We start from the raw sequence: 24,886 nt of genomic DNA on the forward strand, positions 1-24,886 counted from the left end.
CGCGTGCACCCCGGCGGCCGGACGGTGGCGTCCTCCTCGCATGGCAGGCTGGTCCCGTGCGCTATCGCGAGTTCTGGGAGCTGGTCGACGAGGTCTTCGGCGACGCCTACGGGCGGACGCTCGCGAGCGACCAGGTCCTCACGGCCCTCGAGAACCGCACGGCGGTCCAGGCGATCGACGACGGGGTGGAGCCCCGCGTCGTCTGGCACGCGCTGTGCGACGCGCTGGACGTCCCGGACTCCCGGCGCTGGGGCCGCGACGAGCAGCGGCAGGCACCGCCGGCCCGCTGAGCGGGTGCGAGCCGCCGCGCAGTCCTGGACCGGCTCGCGCATGATGACCCCATGACGGACGCAGCCCGGGGTCGCGCACGGTCGTGGCGCGTGACGGCCGCGGACGTGCGCGGCGCGCTCTGGTCCCTGGTCTCGACCGCGGCGGGCCTGGGCGTCGCGATCGCCGTCGTGCCCGGGGTCGGGGTCACCCAGGTCGCGGCGCTCCTGCTGGCGTCGGTCGTCGTCGGGATCGGCGACGTCGTGCTGCGGCCGCCGCTGCGCGTGGTCGCCCGCCGGCTCGGCGTCGTGGGCGCCCTCGTGTCGGGCGTCGTCGCCCAGGTGCTCGTCGTCTGGGCGGCGCTGACCCTCCTGCCCGGCTTCCACATCGCGACCTGGCCCGCCGCGCTCGCCGTCCTGCTCCTGGCCGGTTTCGTCATGGCGGTCGGCCGCTGGCTCGTCGGCGCGAGCGACAACGAGTACGTCCTGGGTGACCTCGTGCGGCGCGCGCGGCGCAGCGCCGGGCTGCCCGGGCACGCCCTGGCCGCGCACCCCGATCCTGGCGGCCCGGCCGGCACCGAGGAGCGCCAGGCCGGTCTGCTCGTCGTCATGCTCGACGGCGTCGCGCGCCCGACGCTCGACTACGCCCTCCAGGCCGGGCTCACCCCGACCCTCGCGCGCTGGCTCGGCGAGGGCACGCACCGCCTCTCGACGTGGTGGGCGCGCGTGCCGGCGACGACCCCCGCGAGCACGCTCGGGCTCCTGCACGGCTCGACCGAGCACGTGCCGGCGTTCCGCTGGTGGTCGCGCGAGCTCGGCCGGCTCGTCGTGACGAACCGGCCGGCCGACGCGGCCGAGGTCGAGGAGCGCACGAGCGACGGCGCCGGGCTGCTCGCCGGGGGAGGGGTGGCGGTCTCGACGATGTTCTCGGGCGACGCCGCCACGAGCCTGCTCGTCATGAGCCGTGCGTCCACCGGGCTCGGCCCGGGACAGCTGTTCGTCCGGTTCTTCTCGAGCCCGTTCGTGCTGGTACGCGCCGTCGTGGTCGCGGTGGGCGAGCTCCTCAAGGAGCTCTATCAGGGGTGGCAGCAGGCCGTGCGGCGCGTCGAGCCGCGCGTGTCGCGGCTCGGCTGGTACCCGGTGCTGAGAGCCGGGACCAACGTCGTGCTGCGCGACCTCAACACCACGCTCGTCGCCGAGCAGCTCGTCCGCGGCGCGCCCGTCGTCTGCGTCGACCTGGTCGACTACGACGAGATCGCCCACCACGCCGGGCCTCTGCGCCCCGAGTCGATGCGTGCGCTCGAAGGCCTCGACGGCGTCCTCGGGCTCTGGGAGCAGGTCGCGGCGCTCGCGCCGCGGCGGTACGAGATCGTCGTGGTGTCGGACCACGGCCAGTCGCTCGGCGCGACGTTCGAGCAGGTGGTCGGCCGCTCGTTCCTCGCGGAGGTGCGCCGCCTCATGGCGCGCGGGACCGGGCGCGGCGCAGCGGGCGAGGGGCCCGACGACGAGGGGGCCGACGACGAGGGCCGGGCGGGCGGCCGACGGCGCGCGACCGCGCCGGACAGCGAGGAGTGGGGGCCGGCGAACACCGCGCTCAACGCGCTGCGCCACGACGACGGACCGGGGCGCATGATGGTCGGCCCGGACCGGTCGGAGCGGACGGACGGCGCGGAGGCAGCGCCCGACGAGCCCGAGCTCCCCGAGGTCGCGGTCGTCGGGTCCGGGAACCTCGGCATGGTGTGGTTCTGCCGCGAGCCGCGCCGGCCCACGGCCGCGGAGGTCGACGCGAGGTGGCCGGCGCTCGTCCCGGGCCTGCTCGCGAACCCGGCCGTCGGCGTCGTCGTGGCGCACGGGACGGACGGCGCAGGGGCGCCGACGCTCGTCGCCCGGGGCCTCGCCGGCTCGCGCGACCTGCGCACGGGCGACATCGACGGACTGGACCCGCTCGCGCCGTACGGCGACCGCGCGGCCGCCGACCTGCTGCGCGTGGCGCAGCTCGAGGACGCCGGCGACCTCGTGCTCGTCTCGAGCGTCGACGACGTCGGCATGGTGCACGCGTTCGAAGGGCTCGTCGGCTCGCACGGCGGCCTGGGCGGCGCGCAGAACCTCGCGGTGCTCGTCCACCCGGCGGGTCTCGCCGTCCCGGACGACGACCTGGAGGACGTCGACGGCGAGGGCATGCTCGTCGGGGCGGAGGCGGTCCACCGACGCCTCGTCGCGTGGCTCGAGGAGCTCGGCGTGCGTCCCCGACGTCCGGCCGCCGCGGCGACCCCCGGAGCCACGCACGAACGCGCCGACGCCAGGGAGGCGGGGGACGCCGAGGACGCCGGGGTGCCGGTCCTGCCGCGGCGCGCGGGTCCGCCGGGAGAGGCGGGCCCGTGACCCTGGGCCTGACGTGGCTCGGCCACTCCACGATCGTGCTCGACGTCGCCGGACCCGACGGCGGGCGGGTCCGCCTCGTCACCGACCCGCTGCTGCACCGCCACGCGGGCCTGCTGCGCCGGCGCGGGGAGCGGCCCGCGCCGGTGTGGCGCGACGCCGACGCGGTGCTCCTGTCCCACCTGCACCACGACCACGCCGAGCTCCGCTCGCTGCGCCTGCTGCCCGGAGCGCCGGTCCTCACGGCGCCGGCGAACGCGCGCTGGCTCCGCGCGCGCGGGCTGCGCGGAGTCGGTCTGGAGGACGCGTGGCACCCCGTGGGCGACGCCCGGGCCGACGTCGCGGTGCGTCTCGCGCCCGCCGTCCACGGCCACCGCCCGATGCCGCACCGGCCCAACGCCGCGAACGGCCACCTCGTGCGGGTCGGCCCTGCGGTGCCGGGCGCGGAGCGGGACGGAGCGCCGCGCGAGGAGCAGCGCGCCGAGCCGGACGCGGAGCCGGGCGGGGAGCCGGACGGGGCGCCCGACGGCGTGACGCGGGTGTGGGCCGTCGGCGACACCGAGCGCTTCCCCGGCATGGCCCGCCTGCCGGCGCTCGCGGGCGGCCCGGTCGACGTCGCGCTCGTCCCGGTCTCCGGCTGGGGTCCCCGGCTGTCGGGCGGTCACCTGGGCCCGGTGCAGGCGGCGCGCGTGTGCGCGGAGGTCGGCGTCCGCGTCGCCGTGCCGGTCCACTGGGGGACGCTCCACGCGCCGGGCGGACGTGACCTGCCGCGCGGGTGGATGGACCACGCGGGCGCGGCGTTCGCGGCGGCGGTGCACCGCGAGTCGCCCTCGACGCAGGTCGTGGTCCTGCGGCCGGGCGAGTCGTGGGAGCTGCCCGGCCGACGGTGACGGCGACGGTGACGTCGACCGTGGGAGCCGCCCCGAGCGTGCCGGCGACACGCCGATGGACCGCGTGCGCCGGTCGAACACCTGTTCGGCTAGAGTTGTGCACAGGTGCCCGCCGGGGCGCGGACCGCACGGGACCGTCACGGTGATCCACAGGTCGGAGCACCGCCGGCACGGGATGTCGGTGGCTCCCCGTACTGTCGGGCACGACGACGACGGAACACGACCGAAGGTGACCGACATGCCCGCACCTGCAGACCGCGAGAAGGCGCTCGAGGCAGCCCTCGCCCAGATCGACCGGAGCTTCGGCAAGAACTCCGTGATGCGCCTCGGGGACGAGGGACGCGCGCCCGTCGACGTGATCCCCACCGGATCCATCGCGCTGGACATCGCGCTCGGCATAGGCGGCCTGCCGCGCGGCCGTGTCGTCGAGATCTACGGCCCCGAGTCCTCCGGCAAGACGACCGTCGCGCTGCACGCCGTCGCGAGCGCGCAGCGTGCCGGCGGCATCGCCGCGTTCATCGACGCCGAGCACGCGCTCGACCCGGAGTACGCGAAGAAGCTCGGCGTCGACACCGACGCGCTGCTCGTGTCCCAGCCGGACACGGGGGAGCAGGCGCTCGAGATCACGGACATGCTCATCCGGTCCGGCGCGCTCGACATCATCGTCATCGACTCCGTCGCGGCGCTCGTGCCCAAGGCCGAGATCGAGGGCGAGATGGGCGACAGCCACGTCGGTCTCCAGGCCCGCCTCATGTCCCAGGCGCTGCGCAAGCTCACCGGCGCGCTCAGCTCGTCGGGCACCACGGCGATCTTCATCAACCAGCTCCGCGAGAAGATCGGTGTCTTCTTCGGTTCGCCCGAGACGACGACCGGTGGCAAGGCGCTGAAGTTCTACGCGTCGATCCGCCTCGACATCCGTCGGATCGAGACCCTCAAGGAGGGGACGGACGCGGTCGGCAACAGGACGCGCGTCAAGGTCGTGAAGAACAAGATGGCGCCGCCGTTCAAGCAGGCGGAGTTCGACATCCTCTACGGCGTCGGCATCTCCCGTGAGGGCGGGCTCATCGACATGGGCGTCGAGCACGGCTTCGTGCGCAAGTCCGGCTCGTGGTTCACCTACGGCGGGGACCAGCTCGGCCAGGGCAAGGAGAACGCGCGGTCGTTCCTGCGCGACAACCCGGACCTGTCCAACGAGCTCGAGAAGAAGATCAAGGAGAAGCTCGGCGTGGGTCCGCGTGTCGACGCACCCGCCGACGCCGACGCCGGCGCGGCAGCCCCGGCCACCCCGGCGCTGTCGCCCGAGTCAGCGGCACCCGCTGCGGCCAAGGCTCCGGCCGCCGCGGCCAAGGGAAAGAAGCCGTTCTGACGGGCGAGCACCAGCAGGCACGCGAGCGTCGCGCGGGGGACAAGGGCCCTGCGCGGCGCTCGCGCCCGTCCCTGCCCGAGCTGATCGAGAACGGTGAGATCACCGACGCCGAGCTGACGGAGCGAGCGCGCGAGACGGTGCTGCGGATGCTCACCGCGGCGCCCAAGAGCCGCGCCGAGCTCGCGCAGGCGCTCGCGCGCAAGGGATATCCGGAGCACGTCGTGCTGCCGCTCCTCGACCGGTACGAGGAGGTCGGCCTGGTCGACGACGCCCAGTACGCCGAGATGCTCGTACGGACGCGGCACTCCGAGCGCGGGCTGTCACGCCGCGCGATCTCCCAGGAGCTGCGCCGCCGGGGGATCGACGAGGATCTGTCGGCGACCGCCCTCGAGCAGGTCGACGACGACTCCGAGGCCGAGGCGGCACGCGACCTCGCCCGGTCCCGGCTGCGCCGGACCGCCGGTCTCGATCGCGACGTGCGGATCCGGCGCGCCGTCGGGGCCCTCGCGCGCAAGGGCTACTCGCCGGGCCTCGCGTTCGAGGTGGTCCAGCGGGCCCTCGACGCCGAGGCCGCGGAGAGTGCCGAGAGCGCGGACGATCCCCGCTGAGCGCTTCCTCCCCGTGCCCGTCGGGGCGATCGCGTGCGCGCTCACGTGCGAAGGTGGTCCCCTCCGGGCTACCGCGTCAGCTGAGACCCGATGTCCGGGGCGTGGCCGCCCCCGGCTGTCACGGTGGGGTTGCCGATGCCCGGGCCGGCGGTCGTCGTGCCGGACGTGCGGCCCTGGAGGAAGCGCGAGAGCCACTGGGCGAGGCTCGTCAGCAGGAAGTTGATGATGATGAAGACGACCGCGGCGACGGCGAGCGACTGCAGGTTGTTGCTGTTGCCGTTGCCGAAGATCTGCGCGGCGCGCAGCAGCTCGGGGTAGACGATGATCTGCCCGAGCGCGGTGTCCTTGAGCACGACGACGAGCTGGGAGACCAGCGCCGGGAGCATCGCGATGAGCGCCTGCGGAAGCTGGATCGAGCGCAGCGTCTGTCCACGGGTGAGCCCGATCGCGAAGCCGGCCTCGCCCTGGCCGCGTGGCAGGTTTCCCACCCCCGAGCGGACGAGCTCGGCGATGACAGACCCGTTGTAGAGGATCAGGGCGAGCACGACGGCGAGGAACGACGGGTTGGGGACGTCGTTGAAGCCGAACAGCAGCCAGAAGAAGATCATCATGAGCAGCACGGGCACCGCGCGGAAGAACTCGACGACGATCCCGCTGAACCATCGCAGCGGTCGCACGTGCGACAACCGCCCGGACCCGAAGAGGAGCCCGAACAGGACGGCACCGACGATCGCGAAGCCTGCGGCGCGCAGGGTGTTCTGCAGCCCCGGCAGGTAGTAGTCCTCCCAGGCGCTGGCCGAGAACACCGGCCCCCACAGGCTCCACGAGAGCTGGCCCTTGCGCCCGAGCTCCACGAGGACGAGCGCCGCGAGGCCGAGGACGACGAGGGCGCCGACGGCATTGCCGATCGCGATGTTGCGCCGGGACCGGGGCCCCGGGGCGTCGAACAGGACGGACTGCTGAGAGCTCATCGGCGCACCGCCAGTCGGGTCGAGAGGGACGTGGTCAGGAGCCCGATCGGGATGACGAGGATGACGAATCCGATCGCGAACATGAAGAAGATCGCGAAGATCTCGCTCGAGTTGTTCTCGATCATCTCGCGCATCAGGGTCGAGGTCTCGGTCGAGACGCTCGCCGCGACGGCGACGGTGGAGTTCTTCAGCAGGGCGATGAGCGTGTTGCCCAGCGGGGCGACGGCGCCGCGGAACGCCTGCGGGAGGACGATGAGCCGAGCCGCGGGAAGGAACGAGAGCCCGATCGCCCGCGCCGCCTCCGCCTGGCCGAGCGGGACGGTGTTGACGCCGCTACGGATGGCCTCGCACACGAACGCCGCGTGGTACACGGTGAGGCCGATGACGGCGAACCGGAAGAAGTTGGCCGCGAAGTCGTCGGCGAGGCTGATCTGGAGCTGGGTCCAGATGCCCAGGACCATGAACGTCATGATGATCGTCAGCGGCGTGTTGCGCAGGACGTTGACGTACGCGGTCCCGACCCACCGGAGGCTCGCGATCGGCGAGATCCGCATGAGGGCGAGGGTGGTGCCGAGCACGAGGGACAGGATCGCGGCCCAGAAGGTCAGCTGGATGTTGACCCAGAACGCGCCGACCACGTCGTACTGCGCGAAGAGCTCGGCCATCTGGGACAGGTAGTCACCCACGGTTCAGTCATCCTCCGGATGGTGTGCTGCGGTCGGCGACCGCGACGGACGACCGGGGGGAGCGGCGCCCGCGCGCCGCTCCCCCCGGGACCATGGTCAGGCGCAGGCTTCGACGGTGGGCGGGTTCTCGCTCGAGTTCGGCGTGTACCCGGTGCCCTCGGTGTTGGCCGTGACGGCCTCCTCCCAGGCGCCGTCCTCGATCATCTTCTCGATCGCGGCGTTGACGTCCTCGCAGACCTCGTTGTCCTGGGGCAGGCCCACGCCGTAGCGCTCCGTGGAGAACGGTGCCCCCACGACCTTGACCTTGCCCTGGTTCGCGGGCTGGGCGGCGAGCCCGGCGAGGATGATGTCGTCGGTCGTCACCGCGTCGACCTGGCCGGCGGTGAGCGCGGTGACGCACTCGGCGTACCCGGGCCGCTCCAGCAGCTGGGCGCCCGCGGCGTACTCGTCCTTGATCCGCTGGGCCGACGTCGATCCGGTCACCGAGCAGAGGTTCTTGCCCTCGAGCGCCTCGGGTCCGGTGATGTCCGTGTTGTCCTCGGCGACGAGGAGGTCCTGGCCGGCGACGAAGTACGGCCCGGCGAACGCGACGGTCTCCTTGCGCTCGTCGGTGATCGAGTACGTCGCGAAGATCATGTCGACCTGGTTGGTCTGCAGCATCGTCTCGCGCTGGGCGGACGGCGCCTCGACCCACTCGATCTGGTCCGGGGCGTACCCGAGCTCGCCCGCCACGTAGGTCGCGACGTCGACGTCGAACCCGGTGTACTCGCTGCCGTCCTGGTAGCCGAGGCCCGGCTGGTCGAACTTGATGCCGATCTTGATCGTGCCTTCGGCACCCCCGGTGCCTCCGTCGTCGGTGGCCGTGTCGGTCCCGGTCTCCTCGCCCTCTCCGCCGACCTCGCCGCCGCCGCATGCGGCGAGCGTGAGCGCGGTGAGTGCGGCGAGGACGGCGGCACCTGCGTGTCGTGTGCGCATCGTTCCTACCCTTCGTGAGTGGTGGTCGTCCGTCGAGGTGTGCCTGGCGGACGACCGATGGAGCTGCTCGGATCGGTCAGTGGGTGAGGATCTTCGAGAGGAAGTCCTTCGCGCGGTCGCTCCGGGGAGCGGTGAAGAACTCCTCGGGCGGCGCCTCCTCGACGATCTGTCCGTCGGACATGAACACGACGCGGTTCGCGGCCTTGCGGGCGAATCCCATCTCGTGCGTGACGACGATCATCGTCATCCCTTCCTTGGCGAGGGCGACCATGACGTCGAGGACCTCGTTGATCATCTCGGGGTCGAGCGCCGACGTGGGCTCGTCGAAGAGCATGACCTTGGGCCGCATGGCGAGCGCGCGCGCGATCGCGACGCGCTGCTGCTGCCCGCCCGAGAGCTGGGCGGGCATCTTCTGCGACTGGTTCTTCACACCGACGCGGTCGAGCAGGGCGAGGGCGCGCTCCTTGGCGTCCTTCGAGCGCTCCCCGCGGACCTTGACCGGGCCGAGCGTGACGTTGTCGAGGATCGTCTTGTGCGCGAACAGGTTGAACGACTGGAAGACCATGCCGACGTCGGACCGGAGCTGGGCGAGCGCCTTGCCCTCCTCGGGCAGGGGCACCCCGTCGATCCGGATCTCGCCCGAGTCGATCGTCTCGAGGCGGTTGATCGCGCGGCACAGCGTCGACTTGCCGGACCCGGACGGGCCGATGACGACGAGCACCTCGCCGCGGCGGACCGTGAGGTTGATGTCCTGCAGGACGTGCAGCGCCCCGAAGTGCTTGTTGACGTCGACGAGCTCGACCAGGGGGTCCCCGAGCACGTCGTCGCGCCGCGGCGGCACGTCCTGGGGCCCGGAGTCGGCTGCTGGCACGCTGGCGCCGGGGGGCGCGTCCGTCACCGACGGCACGACGCCGTCGGACGACGTGGGGGTGTCGTCGACCATTTTTCGAACATAGGGGGCATCTGTTGCGGGCGCCACCGAATCGCGCAACAGTCAGGCAACAGTTCCGTAACACCGGTGGCCGCGCCGTACCCTGGACGGTGATGTCCACGATCGCCCCCGCCCCGCTCCCGACCGCCGACGCTCCCGACGGCGGTCCGCGCACGTACGTCGTGCGCACCCTCGGCTGCCAGATGAACGTCCACGACTCCGAGCACATGGCCGGGATGCTCGAGCAGGCCGGGTACACGCGCGCCAGCGCGACGGACGAGGCGGCGAACCGTGCCGACGTCGTCGTCATCAACACGTGCGCCGTGCGCGAGAACGCGGCGACGCGCCTGTACGGCAACCTCGGCCAGCTCGCGTCCGTCAAGGCCCAGCGCCCGGGGATGCAGATCGCCGTCGGCGGCTGCCTCGCGCAGAAGGACCGCGGGACGATCGTCGACAAGGCGCCCTGGGTCGACGTCGTGTTCGGCACGCACAACCTCGACGCGCTCCCGGTCCTGCTCGAGCGCGCGCGCCACAACGAGGCGGCGCAGGTCGAGATCGCGGAGTCGCTCCAGGTCTTCCCGTCGACTCTGCCCACCAGGCGCGAGTCGGTCTACGCCGGCTGGGTGTCGATCAGCGTGGGGTGCAACAACACGTGCACGTTCTGCATCGTGCCCCACCTGCGCGGCAAGGAGCGCGACCGCCGGCCGGGCGAGGTGCTCGCGGAGGTCGGCGCCCTCGTCGAGGCGGGCGCGATCGAGGTCACGCTGCTCGGTCAGAACGTCAACAGCTACGGCGTGGAGTTCGGCGACAGGGGTGCGTTCGCCAAGCTCCTGCGCGCGTGCGGGACGGTCGACGGCCTGGAGCGCGTGCGCTTCACCTCGCCGCACCCGGCAGCGTTCACGGACGACGTGATCGCCGCCATGGCCGAGACCCCGAACGTCATGCCGCAGCTGCACATGCCGCTCCAGTCCGGCTCGGACCGCGTGCTGCGCGCGATGCGTCGGTCCTACCGCTCCGAGCGCTTCCTCGGCATCCTCGACCGCGTGCGCGCCGTCATGCCCGACGCCGCGATCACGACCGACATCATCGTCGGCTTCCCGGGCGAGACGGAGGAGGACTTCGCGGAGACGATGCGCGTCGTCGAGGCGTCGCGGTTCGCGTCGGCGTTCATCTTCCAGTACTCGCCGCGCCCCGGTACCCCCGCGGCGACGATGGACGACCAGCTGCCGAAGCAGGTCGTCCAGGAACGCTTCGAGCGCCTGCAGGCGCTCCAGGAGCGGATCGCCGGCGAGGAGTCGGCCCGTCAGGTCGGGCGCACGGTCGACGTCCTCGTCACCGAGGGGCCTGGGCGCAAGGACGGCGCGACACACCGGCTCACGGGCCGCGCGCCGGACAACCGCCTTGTGCACCTCGCGCTGCCGGAGGGCGTCCGGATGCCCGACGCCGCGGTCCCGCCGGCTGCCGTCGGCCAGCCCGGCGACGCGCCCGAGGTGGTCGACCCGCGCCTCGCGGTCGAGCCCGACGCGCGCCTGCCGCGACCGGGCGACGTCGTCACGGTGGAGGTCACGCGCTCGGCGCCGCACCACCTCATCGCCGACTCGGCGCTCGCGGGCGGCGCGTTCGCCGTCCGGCGCACGCGCTCGGGCGACGCGTGGGCGACCCGGGAGCGCGCGCGCCTCGGCGGTGCCGAGGACGACCACGGCCACGGCCACGGCGCACCCGCGACGGCCAGGCCGGTCTCGCTCGGGCTGCCGGCCGTCCGCGCCTGACCTCCCACCGGGCCGCAGCGGCCCGACCGGTCGGCGTCCCAGCCGCGGACCCAGCCGCGGCTCGACGCCCCGGCTCAGTCCTCGACGACCCCAGGCGGCAGCTGCGCCCCGATCGCGTGGAAGAGCTGTACGGCGGTGCCGAGGCCGCACGAGACGGTCTGGGAGAGCTGCGCGTCCGTCGCGCCGTGCTCGAGGTCGACCGAGACCTCCGCGTACACGCCGAGCCGTCCCGCCTCCTCGCGCACGTAGACCTTCGGCCAGATGCGCTCCCGGTTCCAGTCGTTCACCGCCTGGAGCGTGACCAGTCTCGCCTCGAGCGGCAGGGTCGTGGACCACCGGCCGCGGACCTGCAGGATCTCCGAGCGGTCGCCGAGCAGGAGGAACCAGAACCGGTGACCGTCCCACGTCCCGGTGATGTCGCCGTCGTCGTCGACCCGGAAGTGGTAGCCGCGACGGGTGAGGTGGTCCCCGACACGCGACATCGACAGCGGGCGCGGGCGCTCCGCGTCGGCCGGGATCGACTCGGCGGACTTCGGGCGGCGGTTGCCGAAGAGGCGGGCGAACCAGCCCGTGCGCGACGGCGTCATGGCGCCTGCCTCGCCGGGTTCGGGTAGAACTCGTCGAGCGCGTCGAAGAACATCGACCCCGTGCGCGACGGCGTCATGGCGCCTGCCTCGCCGGGTCCGGGTAGAACTCGTCGAGCGCGTCGAAGAACATCGACCCCGTGCTCAGACCGCACTGCAGCAGCTGGTCGAGCTGGTCGTCCGTGGCGCCGTGCTCGAGGTCCACCGTGACCTCCGTGAACACCTGGATCATGCCGTTGTCGCGCACGCGTGTGTACGTCTTGGGCCAGATGCGGTCGGCGTTCCACTCGTTGCAGAACTCGAGCACCTCCTCGAGGCGCTCGATCGCGAGGTCCCGGTTCCACTGCCCGCGGACCTGGAGGATCTCGTCGTGGTTGCCGAAGAGCAGGAAGTAGAAGAGGCGGCCGTGCCACAGGCCGCCGACGTCACCGTCGGAGTCGACGAAGTAGCTGTAACCGCTGTCGGTGATCCACTCGACCACCCGGGCGAGCGCGAGCGGCGCCGGGGCCCGGTCGTCGGCGGTCACGACCTGGCCGAGCTCCCGGGCGAGGAGGTCCTCGACCTGCGAGCGGAGCACGTCGTCGTCGAGCCGTCCCGTCCCGGCGTCGTCGGGGGTCCCGCCGGGCCCGTCCTCCCGCCGGTCGTCGTCACGCTCGCCGAAGAACCTCACCGTCCCACCGTACTCGGCGACGACGGGCCGCGTCGCCCTCGCGTGCCCTCGCGTGCCCTCGCGTCGCCCGCACGCGGCGTACCGCAGCGGGTGGTCCCCGCCGCCACGGCGCCGCCCACCGGTCGCTACCGTGGGTGACGTGACCACCCGCGCCGTCGTCCTGCCCGCCACGCCGCTCCTCGTCCCCGGGGCCGCGGGGCGTGCGGAGGTCCTGCGGGACGTGCGTGCCGCGGCGCTCGTCGCGCTGCGCGAGCTGACGGCGGGCGCCACCGCGGTCGTCGTGGTCGCGGCCGTCCCCACGGGCGGCATCGTGCGCGGACGCGCGGCCGCGTCCCTCGCCGCCGCCGGCGTGCGGCCCGCTGCGGGCGGCTCGTCATGGGTCGACCCGTCCGGAGACCCGGCCGGGACGGAGGAACCGCCCGTCCGGGACGCCGGGGTGGGAGCATCCGTCGCGCTGCTCGCGCTCGGGGCGTGCGGTGCGAGGGGTGCGGTGGAGGTGGTCGAGGTCGGCCCGGACGTCACGCCGGACGGCGCGCGCGACCTCGGCCGCGCGCTCCGCGCCCGGGGAGCGTCGGTCGTCGTCGCGGACGACCTGCGGTCGGCGTCGACGGGCGTCGTGCTCGAGGCCTTCGTGGACGGCACCTGGCCGGTCCGGACGGCGGAGCTCCGCGACGAGGACGTCGATGGCGACTACGCGGTCCGTCGCTACCTCGACACCACCGACGACACCGTCGCGGACCACGACCCCGCCGTCGGTCTCGGTGGCACCGCCGTCGGTGCGCCGCGGCACGGGTACCGTTCTGCGGGTGAGCCCTGAGCACGTGACGCGCACGTCGTCGAGCCCGGTCGTCGTCGCCGTCGTCGGCCCGACGGCGACGGGCAAGTCGGACCTCGGGCTCGACCTCGCGGAGGCTCTTGGTGCGCCGGGCGCGCCCGCCGAGATCGTCAACGCGGACGCCTACCAGCTGTACCGGGGCATGGACGTCGGCACGGCCAAGGTCCCCGTGGCCGAGCGTCGTGGCGTGCAGCACCACCTCCTCGACGTGATCGACCCGACCGAGGACGCGTCCGTCGCGCGGTACCAGGACGAGGCCCGGGCGGCGCTCGACGAGATCGCCGGACGGGGCGCACGCGCGGTCGTCGTCGGAGGCTCGGGGCTGTACGTGCGCGCGCTCCTCGACGACATGCGCTTCCCCGGTACCGACCCTGCGGTCCGCGCCGCGCTCGAGGAGCGTGCGGAGCGCGAGGGGACGCGCGCGCTGCACGACGAGCTCGCCCGTCTCGACCCCGGCGCGGCGGCGAGCATCGGCCCCGCGAACACGCGTCGGATCGTGCGTGCGCTCGAGGTCGTCGAGCTCACGGGCAAGCCCTTCACGGCGAACCTCCCGCGCCAGGAGTACGTGCGACCGACCCTGCAGATCGGTCTCGACTGCGACCGTGCGGCGCTCGACGAGCGGGTCGCACGCCGGGTCGAGCGCATGTGGGAGCTCGGGCTCGTCGACGAGGTGCGCCGCGTCGAGGCCGGGGGCATGGGACGCACCGCGCGGCGCGCGGTCGGGTACGCGGAGGTGCTGGGGCACCTGCACGGGGAGTCGACGGAGGACGCGGCCCGCGAGGCCGTCACCGCCAACACGCGCCGCCTCGCGCGCAAGCAGATGGGCTGGTTCGGGCGCGACCCGCGCGTGCACTGGCTCGACGCACGGTCGCCGCGTCTGCTCGACGACGCGCTCGCCCTCGTCGCCGAGGCGGACGCGGCCGGTGGTGGCGTCGCGGCGGACGGCCGGGGGGCGGACGAAGCGGACACGACCGCGCCGGTGCGCCGTAGTCTGGGCTCATGACGCGCACCCGGTTCACCAAGGGCCACGGGACCCGCAACGACTTCGTGCTGCTCGCGGACACGAAGGGTGAGCTGGACCTCACGCCGGAGCTCGTCCGCGCGCTCGCGGACCGTCGCGGCAGGATCGGCGGCGACGGCGTGATCCGGCTCGTGCCCACCGCTCTCGTGCCCGAGTCGCGCGCCGTCCTCGCGCAGGACCCGCACGCGATCTGGTTCATGGACTACCGCAACGCGGACGGCTCCGTCGCGGAGATGTGCGGCAACGGCGTGCGGGTCTTCGCGGCGTTCGCCGAGAGCCTCGGGCTCGTGAGCTTCGCGGGGGGCACCGAGGTCCCCGTCGGGACGCGCGCGGGCGTCAAGCGCGTGCGCAAGGAGGACGACGGCTGGTACGCGGTCGACATGGGGCCGTGGTTCCTCCCCGGCGGTCGCGACGCGCTGCGCGCGGGCTTCGACGCGACGGTGGTCGTCCGCGGCTGGGAGGTCCCGCGCCCGGCGCTGAGCGTCGATCTCGGGAACCCGCACACCGTGCTCGCCCTGGCGCGCGAGGACCTGCTCGAGGACGCCGACCTCACGGGCGCCCCCGTCGTCGAGCCGGTGCCGCCGCGCGGCACGAACGTCGAGCTCGTCGTCCCCCTCGGCGAGACGGTCGCCGAGGACGGCACCGTCGTCGGGCACGTGCGGATGCGGGTGCACGAGCGCGGCGTGGGGGAGACGCCGTCGTGCGGGACGGGGGCGTGCGCCGCGGCGCTCGCGGTGCGCGTCTGGGGCGGCCCCGACGCGCCGGACACGTGGTTCGTCGAGGTCCCCGGCGGCACCGTGCGCGTCCGGGCGCTCCCGGGCGACCACGTCGAGCTGGCCGGACCGGCCGAGCTCGTCCACTCGGGCGAGGTCGACCTCGAGCGGCTCCTCGGGACGGTCGTCGCGGTGACCTCCGGAGCGGTCGCCGGGCAGCCCGTCGGCGGGCAGAGCGCGGGCCGTGCGTCGCACGACGCCCCGGCGACGGACGTCGACGACGAGCCCGCGGTCGTCTGACCGCGCACTCTCCGGACAGGGTTCACGCGGCGGGCGCCGCGACCTCCAGGACGCGGAAGCCCTTGGCGCTCGCCGCCCGCCCGACGACGACGCCGGGCATCACGGGCTCCAGGTGCTCGAGCAGCCAGCGCTGCAGGGAGTCCGCCCCGAGGTTGCGCTGCACGACGAGGTGCGCGACCGCGCCCGGCGCGAGCCGCGGCAGCCAGCGCAGCAGCATGCCGTGCAGCGCCTCCTTGCCCACCCGGATCGGCGGGTTGGACCACAGCGCGGCGAACGCGACGTCGTCGGGCACGTCGTCCGGCGTGACGGCCCGGACTCCGGGGAGGCCGAGCCGCTCCGCGTTGCGCCGCACGAGGTCCAGCGCCCGCTCGTTGACGTCCACCGCCCACACCGTCGCCCCCGGCGCGTCGAGGGCCATCGTCAGCGCAACCGGTCCCCACCCGCACCCGAGGTCGAGCACGTGCGTACCCGCACCCACACCGTCGGGACCGGAGCCGCCGGGCACGCCCCCGCCGAGGGCCTCGCCCAGCGGCGGGACCGTGCGCAGCAGCACCTGCGTGCCCAGGTCGAGGCGACCGGGGGAGAAGATGCCGGAGGCCACCTCCACCTCGACGTCCCTCCCGGCGAGGCGCACGGCGAGGGTGCGCCGCTCGGCCGCGGAGGCGGGGTTCGCGGTGAAGTAGTGGTCCGGCTCGTCGCTCACGACGGCTGATCCTACGGGGGCGCCTGCGTGTCCGGCGTGGAATCCGTTGGCCCCGGGACGAATCCGCGTGCCACGCTTGTTCTACCACCGGGCGCACCGCGCGCCCGCGCACCACCCCAGAGGCATCCGACCGGAAGGCGGCACATGACCCAGACCCCAGCGAACCCCACGTCGGCCCGACCAGAGCCGACCGACGCGACGCGGGACATCGCGAGCGACGTCGTGGCGCGGGTGCTCGCTCGGGCCGGGACGGCGCGCGCCGAGGGCGGCACGGTCCACGCGGAGCACGACGGCGAGCAGCTCGACCTGGCGGAGCGCGCGTCGCTGCGCCGTTTCGCCGGGCTCTCCACCGAGCTCCAGGACGTCACGGAGGTCGAGTACCGGCAGCTGCGGCTCGAGAAGGTCGTGCTCGTCGGGCTGTGGAGCTCGAGCCACGACGCGCGCGAGGAGGGCGCCGCCGCGAGCGCGGAGGACGCCGAGATCTCGCTGCGCGAGCTGGCGGCCCTCGCCGAGACCGCCGGTTCCCAGGTGCTCGACGGCGTGATCCAGCGCCGCGCGAAGCCCGACCCGGGGACGTACCTCGGGTCCGGCAAGGCCGCGGAGCTGGCCGACGTCGTGGCCGCGAGCGGCGCGGACACCGTCGTGATCGACGGCGAGCTGGCGCCCTCTCAGCGCCGCGCGCTCGAGGACATCGTCAAGGTCAAGGTGGTCGACCGGACCGCGCTGATCCTCGACATCTTCGCCCAGCACGCCAAGTCGCGGGAGGGCAAGGCCCAGGTCGAGCTCGCGCAGCTCGAGTACCTCCTGCCGCGCCTGCGCGGCTGGGGCGAGTCGATGTCCCGACAGGCCGGTGGACAGGTCGGCGGCGCCGGCGCGGGCATGGGCTCGCGCGGTCCCGGTGAGACGAAGATCGAGCTGGACCGGCGGCGCATCCGCAACCGCATGGCGAAGCTGCGCCGGGAGATCCAGGCCATGGCCCCGGGCCGCGAGACCAAGCGGTCGTCGCGCAAGCGCCACGAGATCCCCTCGGTCGCCATCGCGGGCTACACGAACGCGGGCAAGTCGAGCCTCCTCAACGCGCTCACGGGCGCGGGGGTGCTCGTCGAGAACGCGCTCTTCGCGACCCTGGACCCGACGGTCCGGCGCACCCGCACGGAGGACGGGCGCGTGTACACGCTCGCCGACACCGTCGGCTTCGTGCGCGCGCTCCCGCACCAGCTCGTCGAGGCGTTCCGGTCGACGCTCGAGGAGGTCGGCCAGTCCGACCTGCTGCTGCACGTCGTCGATGCGTCGCACCCCGACCCGGAGGGCCAGATCGCCGCGGTCCGGCACGTGCTCGCCGACATCCCGGGCGTCGAGGACGTCCTCGAGGTCGTCGTGCTCAACAAGGCCGACGTCGCCGACCCCGAGGTCGTGGACCACATCCGGCGGCGCGAGCGCCGCACGGTCGTCGTGTCGGCGCACACGGGAGCGGGGATCGACGAGCTCCGGCAGCTCATCGCGGACGAGCTGCCGCGACCCGACGTGACGATCGACGTCGTCGTGCCCTACCACCGCGGCGACCTCGTGCACCGCGTGCACACCGAGGGCGAGATCGACCACGAGGAGCACACGCCCGAGGGCACGCTCCTGCGCGGCCGTGTCGCCGAGGCGCTCGCGGCCGAGCTCGCGGGGGCGGTCGCGAACGCCTGAGCGCCTTCGACGCGCGCGGACCGCCAGCGGCGCCGCACGGCACTCCGGTGCCGTGCTGCGCCGTCGTGCGTCGTCCACGGCCGGTCGTCCACAGCCGCCCGTCCACAGCGCTGCCGGCCGGGCCGGACCTCGTCGGTGCCCGACCGTAGACTCGTCGGGTGCCTCCCGTCTCGCCCGCCACGAACCGTCCGACCGAGGACACCGCGGCGGCGGACGCCCCGCCCTCTCCTGACGCGGCAGCCCGTGACGCGGCGACGCTCGCCGGCGTGCCGGACGTCGACACGCTGCTCGACCTCGCCGTCGGGAGGCTCGGCGGCGCGCGCCGCGACGGGCAGCACGCGATGGCCGGTGCGGTCGCCGGGTCGATCGGGAGCGGTGAGCACCTCGTCGTCCAGGCTGGCACCGGCACGGGGAAGTCCCTCGGGTACCTCGTCCCCGCCGTGCGGCACGCGGTCGCGACCGACGAGCGCGTCGTCGTCTCGACCGCGACCCTCGCGCTCCAGCGCCAGGTCATCACCCGGGACCTCCCGCTCGTCGCGGACGCGATCGGCGCGGAGCTGCCCCGACCGGCCTCGATCGCGCTGCTCAAGGGCTGGCACAACTACGTGTGCGTCCACAAGGTCGCCGGCGGCTACCCGACGGACGAGCCGACGCTGTTCGACCTGCCCGGCGAGACCGCCGGCGCGACCGACCACCCGCCGGCGCGTGCGGACGGTCGCGCGGCGCCGTCGCTCGGCGAACAGATCGTGCGCGTGCGCGAGTGGGCGCAGGAGACGACGACCGGTGACCGGGACGACCTCGTCCCCGGCGTGAGCGACAAGGCGTGGCGCCAGGTCTCGGTGACCGCGCTCGAGTGCCTCGGCCAGCGCTGCCCGCTCCTCGCGGAGTGCTTCCCGGACAAGGCGCGGGCCGCGGCCCGCGAGGCGGACGTCGTCGTGACGAACCACGCGATGCTCGGCATCGCGGCGATGGGCTCGCCGGGCGTGCTGCCCGAGCACGACGTGCTCGTGGTCGACGAGGCGCACGAGCTCGCCGACCGCGTGACGGCGGCCGCGACCGTCGATCTCTCCGTCCCCGCCATCGAGGGCGCCGCGCGCCTCGCGCGCCGGCACGGTGGCGCCACGACCGACGCGCTCGACGCCGCCTCCGCGGCCTTCGGCACGGTCGTCGGCGCCCTGCCCGCGGAACGCTTCCCCGACGGGCTGCCCGACGGCGCACGCGACGCCGTCGCGGCCGTCCGCGACGCGGCCCGCGAGGTGCTCTCACGGCTCAAGCCCGAGACGGGCGTCCAGAAGCCCGCCACGCCGGACACCGGGCTGAAGATGGCGCAGTCGGCGATGCTCCAGCTCTTCGAGGTCGCCGAGCGCATGGCCGGCGACCCGACGGGGCACGACGTGCTCTGGTGCTCGCGGCCGGGCGAGGGCGGCTGGACCGCAGACCGGTTCGGGGAGGGCGCGAGCCGGCTCCACGCGGCGCCGCTCGGCGTCGCAGGTCTCATCCGGACCCACCTCCTCACCGAGCGCACCGGGGTCTTCACGTCCGCGACGCTCGCCCTCGGCGGGGCCTTCGACGCCGTCGCGCGCACCTTCGGGCTGGGCGGGGGCGCGTCGGACGGCGAGGAGGCGCCGTCCTGGCGGGGCCTCGACGTCGGCAGCCCGTTCGACTACCCGCGCCAGGGCATCCTCTACGTCGCGAAGCACCTGCCGACACCCGGACGGGAGGCTGCGACCGAGCACCAGCTCGACGAGATCGCCGCCCTCGTCGAGGCTGCGGGTGGCAGGACGCTCGGCCTGTTCTCGTCGCGGCGGGCGGCCGTCGCCGCCGCCGAGGCGATGCGCGAGCGGCTCGACGTCCCCGTCCTGTGCCAGGGCGACGACCAGCTGCCCACGCTCGTGCGCGAGTTCGCCGACGACCCCGCGACGTGCCTCTTCGGGACGCTGTCCCTGTGGCAGGGCGTGGACGTCCCCGGCCCGTCGTGCCAGCTCGTGCTCATCGACCGCATCCCGTTCCCCCGGCCCGACGACCCCGTGCGCTCGGCGCGCGCCCGCGCCGTCGAGACCGCCGGGGGGAACGGCTTCATGCAGGTGTCCGCGACGCACGCGGCGCTCCTGCTCGCGCAAGGCGCGGGGCGCCTCGTCCGCTCGACGACCGACCGCGGCGTGGTCGCGGTCCTCGACCCCCGGCTCGTCACGGCGCGCTACGGCACGTTCCTCACGCGCTCGATGCCTGGCTTCTGGCAGACGACCGACCGCGAGGTCGCTGCCGCTGCGCTGAGGCGCCTCGCCGCCCTAGGCTGAGCGAAGACCACGAGACGGAGGCGCGATGAGCGACGCTGGCACCACCTTGCCCACCCGTGACGAGAGCCGTGGAGGCCAGGGTTCGCGGGCAGGAGCGCGGACCACGAAGCTGGCCATCGTCGGGGCCGGAGCCGTCGGGTCGACTCTCGCGTACGCGGCGCTCATGCGGGGTGCGGCCCGGACCGTCGCCATGCTGGACGTCAACCGGGCCAAGGTCGAGGCCGAGGTGCTCGACCTCCAGCACGGCATCCAGTTCATGCCGATGGCGAAGGTCGAGGGATCCGACGACGTCGCGGTGTGCGCGGGCGCCGACGTCGTGGTGGTGACGGCGGGGGCGAAGCAGAAGCAGGGCCAGACGCGCCTCGACCTCGCCGAGGGCACCATCGGCCTCATGCGCACGATCCTCCCGGGGCTCGTGGAGGTCGCGCCGGACGCCGTCTACGTCATGGTGACGAACCCCGTCGACATCGTCACCTACGCGGCGCTGAAGTTCTCCGGCCTGCCGCCCCAACGCCTGTTCGGCAGCGGCACCGTGCTCGACTCGTCGCGCCTGCGCTTCCTCGTCGCGCAGCACTGCGGCGTCGCGGTCCAGAACGTCCACGCCTACATCGCCGGGGAGCACGGCGACAGCGAGATCCCCCTCTGGAGCTCGGCGACGATCGGCGGCGTCCCCCTGCTCGACTGGCCCGGGATCGCGGGCCACCCTCCGCTGTCCGAGGACGCGCGCGAGGAGATCGCGCACGAGGTGGTCCACTCCGCCTACCGGATCATCGAGGGCAAGGGCGCGACGAACTACGCCGTCGGCCTCGCCGGGATCCGCATCATCGAGGCGGTCCTCGGCGACGAGCACCGACTCCTGCCCGTCTCGACGCTCCTGGACGGTGACTACGGGATCGACGACGTGTGCCTGTCGCTGCCGACGCTCATCGACCGCCGGGGCGCGAGCGAGCGTGTCGAGGTCCCGCTCTCCGGCGCCGAGCTGGCCGGTCTCCGCAGCTCGGCGGAGTCCTTGCGCGCCGTCGCGCGGCAGTTCGGCCTGTAGGAGCACCGCACGACGACGGGCCGGTGATCCCCGGCGAGGGATCACCGGCCCGTCGTCGCGGGGCCGTTCAGGCTGCGACGGCCCGCGAGGATCCGGGCAGCCCCGCGATCAGAGGCTGCGCAGGACGGACACCACGCGCCCGAGAACCTGTGCGTCGTCGCCGGCGATCGGCTCGTACGCGGCGTTGTGGGGCACGAGCCAGACGTGCCCGTCGCCCCGCTTGAACGTCTTGACGGTCGCCTCGCCGTCGATCATCGCGGCGACGATCTCGCCGTTCTCCGCGACGTTCTGCCGACGTACGACGACCCAGTCCCCGTCGCAGATGGCGGCGTCGATCATCGAGTCGCCCTGCACCCGCAGGAGGAAGAGCTCGCCGTCGCCGACGAGCTGGCGCGGCAGCGGGAAGACGTCCTCGACGACCTGCTCGGCGAGGATCGGCCCGCCCGCGGCGATCCGGCCCACCACGGGGACGTACGACGGCGCAGGGTGCGCCTCGTCGTGCACCTGCTCGTCGGCGACGCGGACCAAAGGAGCGGCACGGCGGCCGCTGTCCGGCTGCACGACCTCGATGGCGCGCGGACGGTTCGGGTCCCGACGCAGGTACCCCTTGCGCTCGAGCGTGGTGAGCTGGTGCTTGACCGAGGACGGGCTCGTCAGGCCGACGGCCTCACCGATCTCCCGCATGCTCGGCGGGTAGCCGCGCTGCTCGACGCACGAGCGGATCGTGTCGAGGACCAGGCGCTGTCGTGGGGTCAGGCCGTCGCTGCCCGCCGTGCCGTCAGGAAGCTCGCGCACCTCGGCGAGCCCCGCACTCGTGTCCCTGCCTCGTCCCGCCATCGTGGTCTCCGCCCTCGTCGCCTCGCGGTCGACGCCCCGGCCGGAGAAATCCTGCACTCCGTACCTGACGCCGCTCTCCTCGTCGGTGGTGCCCACGGCGCGGCCGGGGCACCGGTCGACCTGATCCGGTGCGTCGTCCCAGGCGGGAGGCGTTCCGGGCCAGACCTGTCGTGGACATGTCCGGCGAACCGACCTGGTCCCAGGTTAGGGGAGAGCGCACCACGAATCAAACATCTGTTCGAGCATGTCTCGACTCCGTGGGCGGATCGTGGTAGACCTTCGTACAGGTGTTCTACGCACAGGTGTTCGATCCGGCATCGGGTCGACGACGCAACCTCGCCGGGTCGGAGCGACCGGGGAAGGCGCTCCGGCGCCGGCGAGGGACGGAGGTAGTGATGACGAGTGTGACGTGTAGCGGCATCGAAGCCCTGGGCGACCAGCGCACCCAGCGCGGCCGGTACGGCCGGCGCGCCCGGCTCGGGCAGCAGAGCCAGCGCGCCCGGGTCGGGCACGGCGGGACGAGGCCCCGCGACGAGGTCTCGCCCGACGCACCGCTGCGGCTCACGCTGCGAGGGCGGATCGTCCTGGTCGCCCTCCTGGCGCTCCTGGTCGTGCTGGGCGCCCGCGTGGGCAGCGCCGTCGCGGGCTCGGCGGGGGAGCCCGAGGAGGTCCGGGTCCACGTGGTCGCGGCGGGCGAGACCCTGTGGGACCATGCCGCAGCCCTCGCCTCGCCCGGCGAGGACGTGCGCGACGTCGTGGCCCGGATCGTCGAGCTCAACGGCCTGCCGTCGTCGGGCCTCCAGGCCGGACAGCGGCTGCTGCTCCCGGTCGACGCGTGAGCCGTGTCGCCGGTGTGACCTACGACACGCCCCCGGAGGCGTCCGCCTGTGCGCCTGGGGTTGCGCTCCAGGTTTAGGTCGCCCTAAGTTAGTGTCACCTCACTCGCCGGGCTGGGGGGCCGGGCAGGAGGCGGGGTCCGCGGTCAGCCGCGACCCGTGAGCACGTCGGCGCGCGCGAGGCGAGTCGCGCGCGAGATGGGGACGGGGGCGTCCCGACGGGGGCGACCGGCAACGGTCGCCCCCGTTCTGCGTCTCCAGGCTCCGCTCAGCTCCCGCATCTGCTGCGTCGTCGGGTGTCGTCGGGTGTCGTCGGGCGTCGGCGTGTTGCACCGTCGTGGGGCGGCGTCATACGTTCGTCGCGCCGCCCTCGCCCTGCGAGGTGCCGGGGACCCAGTCGAGGAGAGCCGTCATGCACTGCCCGTTCTGCCGCCACGCGGACTCGCGTGTCGTCGACTCGCGGACGTCCGACGACGGTGCGTCGATCCGTCGCCGGCGTCAGTGCCCCCAGTGCCAACGTCGCTTCACGACGATCGAGACGGCGAGCCTGTCCGTCGTCAAGCGGTCCGGCGTCACCGAGCCCTTCTCGCGCGAGAAGATCGTCAACGGCGTCCGCAAGGCGTGCCAGGGGCGGCCCGTCAACGAGGACGACCTCGCCCTGCTGGCCCAGCGTGTCGAGGAGACGATCCGGGCGAGCGGGAGCGCCGAGCTCGACGCGTACGAGATCGGCCTCGCGATCCTCGGCCCTCTGCGCGAGCTCGACGAGGTGGCCTACCTGCGGTTCGCGAGCGTGTACCAGGCGTTCGACTCCCTGGAGGACTTCGAGAGCGCGATCACGTCGCTGCGCGTCGAGCGCGAGGAGCGGACCGCGGCCCGCCGGAGGGAAGAGCTCGACGAGCGCTCGGCTCGCGGTCTCGGCGACCCCGACGAGGCCGGCGGGGCGGACGTGGCGGGATCCCCGACGCGCTGACCCGGTGGTTGACCTGGCCCGGTGGCTGCCCCGACCCGGTGGTTGCCCCGACCCGGTGGTTGCCGAGGGGCCCCGGGAGGTCAGAGGTCGCTCGAGCGTGACGCCCAGAGGTTGATCCCGGTGTCGGACGGGACCGACTCGACCGCGCGCAGCTCCTCGTCGGTGAGCGCCGGCGCGTCGAGGGCGGCGAGGTTGTCGTCGAGCTGACGTGCGGAGCTGGCACCGAGGAGCACCGAGGTGACCCGCTCGTCGCGCAGGGCCCAGGCGATCGCCGTGGCGGCCAGCGTCCGACCGTTCGCGCGGGCGAGCGCGTCGAGGCGGCGCACGTGCTCGAGGTTGTCATCCGAGAGGAACTCGTCGCGCAGCGGTCCGCCACGGGCCGCGCGCGAGCCGCGCGGCGTCCCGTGGAGGTAGCGGTCCGTGAGCATGCCCTGCGCGAGCGGCGAGAACGCGACGACTCCCAGGCCGGCGTCCGCCGCGACGTCGAGCACGCTCTCGCCCGTCTCGTCGGGGACCTCGATCCACCGGTTGAGCATCGAGTACGAGACCTGCGTCACGACGAGCTCGACCCCGAGCTCGGCCGCGACCTGCAGCGCTTCGCGGGTGCGCCGGGCGGAGTACGACGAGATCCCGACGTGCCGCGCGCGTCCCGAGCGCACCGCGGTCGCGAGCGCTCCGACGGTCTCGTGGAGCGGGGTGGTCGGGTCGAAGCGGTGGCTGTAGAAGACGTCGACGTGGTCGAGGCCGAGCCGGCGCAGCGACGCGTCGAGCGACGTCAGCAGGTACTTGCGCGAGCCGCCCTCGCCGTACGGCCCGGATCCCATGCGGTAGCCCGCCTTCGTCGTGACGACGAGCTCGTCGCGGACGGGACGCAGCTCGCGCGCGAGGAGACGACCGAGCGAGGACTCCGCTGCCCCGCCCGGCGGACCGTAGTTGTTCGCGAGGTCCAGGTGCGTCACGCCGCGGTCGACGGCGTGCAGGACGATCTCCCGCTGCGTCGCGAACGCGTCGGCCTCGCCGAAGTTCTGCCACAGCCCGAGCGAGACCGTGGGGAGCGTCAGCCCGGCCCGGCCCAGCCGTCGACGGGGCAGGTCGCGGGAACCGGTGACGGGTGCGTCGTCGGGAGCGGTGTCGGCCACGTCCACGACGCTACCCGAGCCGGGGAGCCCGGAAAGGAGTGGCGTCACGGCCGGGCGTGGGGGAGGCTGGCGGTGGGCCCGCGCCGTCGGGCACCCTGAGCATCTGACGTCGGCCGAGTCCTGATCCCGGCCGACCCCACCTGACCCCGAGGACGAGGAGAACGCGATGGCGTCCGACCAGCAGCGCCCAGCAGCCGACACGACACCCAGCGACGAGGCCAAGGCGAAGTTCCGCGAGGCGCTCGACCGCAAGAACGCCGCCCGGCACCGTTCGGCCGACGGGGAGGCGAACACCGGTTCCGTGCACGGTTCGGAGACGGTCGGCCCCGTGCAGCGCACGTTCCGCCGCAAGTCCGGCTGACCGCTCGAGCCGTCCCGACGGGGCCCGCGCCGCACCTGCGGCCGG

24 protein-coding genes are annotated in these 24,886 nt (G+C 73.9%); 15 read left to right on the forward strand and 9 right to left on the reverse strand.

The annotated features are described in order from the left end of the window. Positions 1–56 precede the first annotated feature (56 nt). From AC4H2G_RS18225 to AC4H2G_RS18245, 5 genes are all read left to right on the forward strand, one after another. Positions 57–290 carry a DUF3046 domain-containing protein gene (locus AC4H2G_RS18225; RefSeq protein ID WP_494367147.1) on the forward strand — a complete coding sequence of 78 codons (234 nt, stop codon included), beginning with the start codon at positions 57–59 and terminating at the stop codon, positions 288–290. Between the two features lie 51 nt (positions 291–341). After that, positions 342–2,648 carry an alkaline phosphatase family protein gene (locus AC4H2G_RS18230; RefSeq protein ID WP_494367148.1) on the forward strand — a complete coding sequence of 769 codons (2,307 nt, stop codon included), beginning with the start codon at positions 342–344 and terminating at the stop codon, positions 2,646–2,648. Then, a complete protein-coding gene (locus AC4H2G_RS18235) occupies positions 2,645–3,535 on the forward strand; it encodes an MBL fold metallo-hydrolase (protein ID WP_494367149.1) in 891 nt (296 codons plus the stop codon). The genes AC4H2G_RS18230 and AC4H2G_RS18235 overlap by 4 nt, the downstream gene beginning before the upstream one ends. Positions 3,536–3,773: 238 nt before the next feature. After that, entirely contained in the window at positions 3,774–4,901 is a 1,128-nt protein-coding gene (recA, locus tag AC4H2G_RS18240; protein WP_494367150.1) for a recombinase RecA, read from the forward strand. Between the two features lie 137 nt (positions 4,902–5,038). Continuing rightward, positions 5,039–5,509 carry a regulatory protein RecX gene (locus tag AC4H2G_RS18245; RefSeq protein ID WP_494367151.1) on the forward strand — a complete coding sequence of 157 codons (471 nt, stop codon included), beginning with the start codon at positions 5,039–5,041 and terminating at the stop codon, positions 5,507–5,509. A gap of 68 nt (positions 5,510–5,577) precedes the next feature. Here the strand turns inward: AC4H2G_RS18245 and AC4H2G_RS18250 are convergent, their stop codons facing one another. From AC4H2G_RS18250 to AC4H2G_RS18265, 4 genes are all read right to left on the reverse strand, one after another. Beyond that, complete coding sequence (locus tag AC4H2G_RS18250; protein ID WP_494367152.1) at positions 5,578–6,480, reverse strand: amino acid ABC transporter permease; 903 nt, start codon at positions 6,478–6,480, stop codon at positions 5,578–5,580. Further along, positions 6,477–7,166: an amino acid ABC transporter permease gene (locus AC4H2G_RS18255; RefSeq protein WP_494367153.1), complete on the reverse strand. Its 690-nt coding sequence runs from the start codon at positions 7,164–7,166 to the stop codon at positions 6,477–6,479. The genes AC4H2G_RS18250 and AC4H2G_RS18255 overlap by 4 nt, the downstream gene beginning before the upstream one ends. Before the next feature lie 96 nt (positions 7,167–7,262). Next, a complete protein-coding gene (locus AC4H2G_RS18260; RefSeq protein WP_494367154.1) occupies positions 7,263–8,141 on the reverse strand; it encodes a glutamate ABC transporter substrate-binding protein in 879 nt (292 codons plus the stop codon). 76 nt (positions 8,142–8,217) lie between these two features. Beyond that, a complete protein-coding gene (locus AC4H2G_RS18265; protein ID WP_494367155.1) occupies positions 8,218–9,084 on the reverse strand; it encodes an amino acid ABC transporter ATP-binding protein in 867 nt (288 codons plus the stop codon). Positions 9,085–9,185: 101 nt separating this feature from the next. Here AC4H2G_RS18265 and miaB point away from each other — a divergent pair, with 101 nt between their 5' ends. Continuing rightward, entirely contained in the window at positions 9,186–10,841 is a 1,656-nt protein-coding gene (miaB, locus tag AC4H2G_RS18270; protein ID WP_494367156.1) for a tRNA (N6-isopentenyl adenosine(37)-C2)-methylthiotransferase MiaB, read from the forward strand. A gap of 74 nt (positions 10,842–10,915) precedes the next feature. Here the strand turns inward: miaB and AC4H2G_RS18275 are convergent, their stop codons facing one another. Next, complete coding sequence (locus AC4H2G_RS18275; RefSeq protein WP_494367157.1) at positions 10,916–11,428, reverse strand: type III secretion system chaperone family protein; 513 nt, start codon at positions 11,426–11,428, stop codon at positions 10,916–10,918. 73 nt (positions 11,429–11,501) lie between these two features. Next, on the reverse strand, positions 11,502–12,095 hold the full coding sequence (locus AC4H2G_RS18280) for a type III secretion system chaperone family protein (protein ID WP_494367158.1): 594 nt from the start codon (positions 12,093–12,095) through the stop codon (positions 11,502–11,504). Between the two features lie 139 nt (positions 12,096–12,234). Between AC4H2G_RS18280 and AC4H2G_RS18285 the strand changes: the two genes are divergently transcribed. From AC4H2G_RS18285 to dapF, 3 genes are read left to right on the forward strand one after another with little or no spacing between them, the layout of a single operon-like run. Further along, the gene (locus tag AC4H2G_RS18285; protein WP_494367159.1) at positions 12,235–12,912 is read left to right on the forward strand and encodes a hypothetical protein; all 678 of its coding nucleotides are present in this window, start codon (positions 12,235–12,237) and stop codon (positions 12,910–12,912) included. Then, positions 12,902–13,933, forward strand: a complete 1,032-nt coding sequence (miaA, locus tag AC4H2G_RS18290) for a tRNA (adenosine(37)-N6)-dimethylallyltransferase MiaA (RefSeq protein ID WP_494367160.1) — start codon at positions 12,902–12,904, stop codon at positions 13,931–13,933. Before AC4H2G_RS18285 ends, miaA begins: the two co-directional genes overlap by 11 nt. Continuing rightward, complete coding sequence (gene dapF, locus AC4H2G_RS18295; protein ID WP_494367161.1) at positions 13,930–14,964, forward strand: diaminopimelate epimerase; 1,035 nt, start codon at positions 13,930–13,932, stop codon at positions 14,962–14,964. The genes miaA and dapF overlap by 4 nt, the downstream gene beginning before the upstream one ends. Before the next feature lie 22 nt (positions 14,965–14,986). Here dapF and AC4H2G_RS18300 read toward each other — a convergent pair whose 3' ends face one another. Further along, entirely contained in the window at positions 14,987–15,667 is a 681-nt protein-coding gene (locus AC4H2G_RS18300) for a class I SAM-dependent methyltransferase (RefSeq protein WP_494367162.1), read from the reverse strand. A gap of 144 nt (positions 15,668–15,811) precedes the next feature. Between AC4H2G_RS18300 and hflX the strand changes: the two genes are divergently transcribed. From hflX to AC4H2G_RS18315, 3 genes are all read left to right on the forward strand, one after another. Further along, positions 15,812–17,359, forward strand: coding sequence for a GTPase HflX (hflX, locus tag AC4H2G_RS18305; RefSeq protein WP_494367163.1), 1,548 nt, complete (start codon positions 15,812–15,814; stop codon positions 17,357–17,359). 158 nt (positions 17,360–17,517) lie between these two features. Beyond that, positions 17,518–19,656: an ATP-dependent DNA helicase gene (locus tag AC4H2G_RS18310; protein ID WP_494367164.1), complete on the forward strand. Its 2,139-nt coding sequence runs from the start codon at positions 17,518–17,520 to the stop codon at positions 19,654–19,656. Positions 19,657–19,681: 25 nt separating this feature from the next. Then, complete coding sequence (locus AC4H2G_RS18315; protein WP_494367165.1) at positions 19,682–20,698, forward strand: L-lactate dehydrogenase; 1,017 nt, start codon at positions 19,682–19,684, stop codon at positions 20,696–20,698. A 108-nt stretch (positions 20,699–20,806) separates the two neighbouring features. Here AC4H2G_RS18315 and lexA read toward each other — a convergent pair whose 3' ends face one another. Beyond that, on the reverse strand, positions 20,807–21,535 hold the full coding sequence (gene lexA / locus AC4H2G_RS18320) for a transcriptional repressor LexA (protein ID WP_494367166.1): 729 nt from the start codon (positions 21,533–21,535) through the stop codon (positions 20,807–20,809). A gap of 395 nt (positions 21,536–21,930) precedes the next feature. On the opposite strand from lexA, the gene AC4H2G_RS18325 reads away from it, so the two are divergent. Together AC4H2G_RS18325 and nrdR are read left to right on the forward strand one after the other, a co-directional pair. After that, positions 21,931–22,374, forward strand: coding sequence for a LysM peptidoglycan-binding domain-containing protein (locus AC4H2G_RS18325; protein ID WP_494367167.1), 444 nt, complete (start codon positions 21,931–21,933; stop codon positions 22,372–22,374). A 409-nt stretch (positions 22,375–22,783) separates the two neighbouring features. Next, entirely contained in the window at positions 22,784–23,341 is a 558-nt protein-coding gene (gene nrdR / locus AC4H2G_RS18330; RefSeq protein ID WP_494367168.1) for a transcriptional regulator NrdR, read from the forward strand. Positions 23,342–23,421: 80 nt separating this feature from the next. Here the strand turns inward: nrdR and AC4H2G_RS18335 are convergent, their stop codons facing one another. Then, positions 23,422–24,480: an aldo/keto reductase gene (locus tag AC4H2G_RS18335; RefSeq protein ID WP_494367169.1), complete on the reverse strand. Its 1,059-nt coding sequence runs from the start codon at positions 24,478–24,480 to the stop codon at positions 23,422–23,424. A gap of 166 nt (positions 24,481–24,646) precedes the next feature. Between AC4H2G_RS18335 and AC4H2G_RS18340 the strand changes: the two genes are divergently transcribed. After that, positions 24,647–24,841, forward strand: coding sequence for a DUF5302 domain-containing protein (locus tag AC4H2G_RS18340; protein ID WP_494367170.1), 195 nt, complete (start codon positions 24,647–24,649; stop codon positions 24,839–24,841). Positions 24,842–24,886: the final 45 nt, after the last annotated feature.

It is taken from the genome of Cellulosimicrobium sp. BMG9.23, from assembly GCF_059159985.1.